Source organism: Chitinophaga sp. (assembly GCF_036569125.1).
Lineage (GTDB): Bacteria > Bacteroidota > Bacteroidia > Chitinophagales > Chitinophagaceae > Chitinophaga.
Genome location: NZ_DATCRF010000546.1, coordinates 1 through 4,931, shown reverse-complemented (window position 1 = coordinate 4,931; position 4,931 = coordinate 1). Strand labels below are relative to the sequence as shown.

At 50.1% G+C, this 4,931-nt stretch carries 3 protein-coding genes; all 3 read right to left on the bottom strand.

The window, feature by feature from the left end; genetic code table 11:
• Positions 1-2,039, bottom strand: a 2,039-nt coding sequence (locus tag VIM87_RS20555; RefSeq protein ID WP_331998821.1) for a glycoside hydrolase family 2 TIM barrel-domain containing protein, incomplete at its 3' end; no start/stop codon positions are given.
• Between the two features lie 41 nt (positions 2,040-2,080).
• The gene (locus VIM87_RS20550) at positions 2,081-3,181 is read right to left on the bottom strand and encodes a glycosylase (RefSeq protein ID WP_331998820.1); all 1,101 of its coding nucleotides are present in this window, start codon (positions 3,179-3,181) and stop codon (positions 2,081-2,083) included.
• Between the two features lie 4 nt (positions 3,182-3,185).
• A partial coding sequence (locus tag VIM87_RS20545; protein WP_331998819.1) for a glycosyl hydrolase occupies positions 3,186-4,931 on the bottom strand: 1,746 nt, incomplete at its 5' end.

The window sequence follows — 4,931 nt, the reverse complement described above, 5'->3', positions numbered from 1 at the left end:
GTGCGCAATACAGCAGTGTTTACCTTTTTGTTGCCGCTATAACCTACTGCTTCCAGCGTACCTGCTTCATAAGGAATTGTGAAAGTAGCGGTGAACTTATTATCGCGATTAGTGGATTGCTTTCCTAAAGAACGGTTGTTCAGGAAAAGCTCCACCTGTTCACAGGAGGAATATACTTCTACTTCCAGCGGCTGCTTTTCATAACCCTTCCAGTTCCAGTCTGCCAGCACGTCATGCCATTCCCAATGGCTCCAGTCCATTTTATTTGGGTTGGTGGGAAAAGAAGGCTGCGGCGGCTTTACAAAAACCGACACCTGGTTGGGTTTCCACAGCACATCCCGGTAATAGGATTGCGGGCGTTTCCAGCCGCAGATATCTATGTCGCCGCAATAGGCCAGGTTCCATGGATAGAAGTGCTGCCGCTGCCAGTAACCCAGCCAGCCAATGCTGGCTTCTCCTATATAATCGAAGGAAGTCCAGACAAAATCACCGATCACCCAGGGATGATCTGTTACACCCATCCAGTAATCAAATGCTTCCAGCGGCAGAGATTCCGTGGCAAACATAACGCGGTTGGGCAAACGCTGATGGTCGGTTACATATTTATCACGCGCATAGTTATAACCGGAAATATCCAGCGTTGCCAGGAAAGGATCTTTATCCGGCGTTACGCCGTTCACCCCGCAGGTTATAAACCGCGTGGTATCCAGCGTGCGGATGTGATCACTGAGCATTTTGGCAACACTCACTACTTCCGGCTTTTCCCGGTTGGGGATCTCATTACCGGTGCTCCACATAATGATGGATGGGTGGTTGCGGTCACGGTACACCATGCTCTCAATATCTTTCTTCCACCAGTCATTAAAGTAGAGATGATAATCTTCCGGGTTTTTACCCTGTTCCCAGGCATCAAAGGCTTCATCTATCACCAGCATGCCTAAACGGTCGCAGGCATCCAGGAAAGCGGGTGAAGGCGGGTTATGCGCACAACGGATGGCGTTATACCCACTGGCTTTTAGGATCTCTACCTTACGTTCTTCTGCACGGTCGTAAGCCTTTGCACCTAAGGGGCCATTATCATGGTGCACACAACCGCCTTTTAATTTCAGCGGCTGCCCGTTCAAACGGAAACCATTTATTGCATCGACGGTAATACTGCGAATGCCGAAAGGAGTTTGCAGCTGATCAACTAATTGCCCATCGCGGTAAACGGATGTTACGGCGGTGTACAATACCGGCGTGGTAACAGACCATAGCTCAGGGCGGGCTACTGCCAGATCCTGGTTATAGGTAACAGTATCTTTGGAGCTTAAGCTTTGCGTGCTGTTAGTAACGGCTACTTCTTTTCCTTTTGCGTTCAAAATGCGGGTGACCAGTTTTATGGATGCAGTACTGGCCCCTTCATTCAGGACCTTAGTGCTTACATGCACATCAGCTGTAGTGGCGCTTACCTGTGGGGTAGTGATAGAAGTGCCCCACTGCGCTACATGTACCGGGTCCATCACCTGCAGCCATACGTGGCGGTAAATGCCTGAACCGGCATACCAGCGGCTGTTCTCCCCTTCGTTCCTGACCTTTACTGCCAGCACATTTTTCTCATTCCATTTTACACGATCCGTAACATCGTACCAGAAAGACGTATATCCGTAAGGGTGCTTACCCAGCTTTTTTCCATTGAGCCAGATCTCCGCATTCATATAAATGCCGTCAAACTGTATGAGTAAACGCTTACCTTTTTGTGCAGCAGGTATTGTAAATGTTTTGCGGTACCAGCCGGTGCCGCCGGTGGTAAAGCCGCCGCTTACCTGGCTAATGGCATCCGGGCTAAAGGGCGATTGTGTACCGGGCAGGTCTTCAATACTCCAGTCATGCGGCAGGTCTATTACACGCCATTCAGCATCATCAAAATCCGGTTCATCGGCGCCCTGTGCCCCGCCACGGTGAAAACGCCAGCCTGCATCAAATAGCTGTGCGCGGCTGCTGTCCTGTGCCTGGGTATAGCTAGTTATCAGTAAAAATAGAGCTGTTAATAATCGCATGTGCTTAAACATAAGTACAATATAAAATTACGGAGAGCCTTTCATTTTTTCACGGACGGCACAAACTGTACTTCACTCTTTCCCTTATCCACAGACGTAGCCACGGCAATCCCCCGCTGATCGGCCTTATTTACGGCACAGTAGAAATGATATACCACGCCTTTGTAAAATACTACGCTGGACTTATGCGCAAAAAGGTCATCAAAGGGTTCTGAAGATCTTATTAAGTCATCACCGGTCCAGTCGGTCCAGTGTACCAGGTCATAGGAACAGGCAAAGCGGTTAAAGGCGCCGGGATGGTCTTTCCAGAAAGCGCCGAAGTAAAACATCACCCATACATCATTCATGCGCTGGATCCAGGGATCGCCTGTAATGCCGGCATGATGGTTCAGCACCGGTTCTTTCTCATAACGCTTCCAATGCACCATGTCGTCAGATACTGCCATGCCTATACGTTCTTTTCCCCTTTTGGGTTTGAGGCTGTCGCCTTTTGCATTGTAATACATTATAAAAGGGTAACCAATGCTGCTGGTTTTATCCCATAATACAGTGCTTTTATATAAGGTATTATTCTCCCACCAGCGAACATCTGCATCAGTGGCCATCAGCACAGGTTTGGGCAAACGCTGCCACTCATGAGCTTTTGCAGGATTCTTCTTTGTATATGCCGTTCCAATTGACAGCAGCCCTTGTTCATATCCGCGGTTGCTGCCGCCAATGTACGACATCCAGTATTTTCCTTCATAGGGTTGCCATTCATAACTGCCGCCCCATTGTGGATCCTGCAGCGCTATGTATCCTGCCTTCTGGTTATTATCCCAATCCGTAGTATCAGAAAAAGACATAAGCCTGCCCATTGTTTTCCAGTGCAGCAGGTCGTCACTGCCGGAAAGCCAGGTTTCATAGCCCCTGCCGTCAAAAACAATATAGGTCATATACCATTTATCGTTCCTGCGGAACACGCTTGGGCAATCCATTTTTCTTGCTTCATCTGACGGTACCACTACCAACCCGTATTTATAGGGCGTTTTCACCTGGTCGTATACGTTCTGCATTACACTGGCCGGTACCTCCTGCGGTTTGTTCTGCGCACAGGCAATCGTTCCAATTAAAAGCAGTATATATGTTAGCGTGTATTTCATCCTATCATTCATTTGTTTTCACTATTGTTACAGGCCCCAGCAAACCAGCTTCCAACAGCGGACTTCCTTCTAAACGGTAAGGCGCTGTAGTGCGGGTAGAACGCTGTGCTTCCGGCAGGTTATGGTCCCCGATCAAATGGTTGGCCCAGGTGTTGGATACTTCGATCTTTAGCTCGTTACTACCTGGCCGCAGGGCTTTTGTAATGTCCACACGGTAAGGCGCGGTCCAGGCCACACCGCAGGGTATGCCATTCAGCGTAACTTCTGCAATGTTGGCTACTTTTCCTACATCCAGCCATATGCGGCCGGTAGTTGCGTTCCAGTTAAATGTTTTCGTATAGGCGGCAGTGCCGGAGTAATAGCGGATAGTGCTATCTGTGTGTTTGCTCCAATCCTGCAGCTCAGGGAATGTTACGGGGCCGCCTGTTCTTTTACTAAAGGCAACCTGCCAGCTGCCAGTAAGGGTTTGCAGGGGTTGCGGCTGCGCCCAGTTCTGACCGGTATGCTGTTGTTTTTCAGTGGTGGGCTTACGCAGCACCACGAATATGGAACCTGAAGGGCCTAACTGCAAAGGCAAACGGGTACGCCCTTTTTCAACAACCCATTCTTTTGCTGTTTGGATATTACCGGTTACCGGATCCCATAGCTCTGGCACCTTACCGGCTATACGAAGCGAAACATCCAGGATACGGGTAGCATCCAGCTGATTAGAGATGAAATAAACATCTGCATCCGGCAGCTGACGGTGGGTCCATACCACGCCGGGCTGTGTGATCACATCCCTTTCCAGACGCCATTCCTGCCAGGTTTTTAATTTCAATGTTTGCATGATCCGGCGCACCGTATCATCACTGGCAGGGAAACCCGATAAGCCGGGCGCATGATCTGCATGCTCCGCAGTAAGTATTGTAGCACCTGCTTTCACCAGCTCCTGCAAGCGGGTAGCCACTTCCGGCGACATCATCTTTGCATCCGGCGACATAGGATGCGGGCCGGGTAACACTAAAGCCGCATAACTGGCCCCACCCGGCAGCTCAATACGGCCATTGTGTACTTCCATTAAACGCAACAGGGCATCACGGTTAAAAGAATCATAACCATCTTCCACAATACCGGGTAATGCGGTTAAGCGGTCCGGCAATATGGCACGGCGGGGTGTTTCCTCACCGGTAAATACTGCCACATCCACCACCGGCCGGCCTTGCTGTAACAGGGCCTGGCAGCGTTGGGCATAGGTAACCCAGGCGCGGCCCGGTTTCCACCAGGTTTGATCCCGCTGAAAATAAAGTCCTACGCCATCCAGCGTCATGCCCGGTGCACGGTCCATCCAGGGATTATGTGTGAATACGTGATATACCAGGCGGTTCACACCCATGGCGTAATGCTTATCCTGCAAGGCTTTTAACATGGCAGGATGCTCATCCCAGGCCATGCGTAATTCCGTAAAAGCTTCTGCCTGTACGATCTGTTTCCCATAGATATGCGCGCCGGAAATAGCATCCAGCATATCATTGGGTTTGTCGTGTGTAGGTGACCGTAACCAGAACTCACCCATGGGAATATCCACTGCGCTGTAATGCGCCATGCCATCGCTGGTCATGGTAGGGGCTACATTTTCCGCACTAAAGCTGCAACCCTTTTCCCGTGCCAGCTGGCCCATGGTGCCGTAAAAATTATCTACAATCAGTTCTGAAATGGTCTGGCGGATGTCGTGTAAAAAACGTTCTGATATATCAGCGCTCTGCACCGG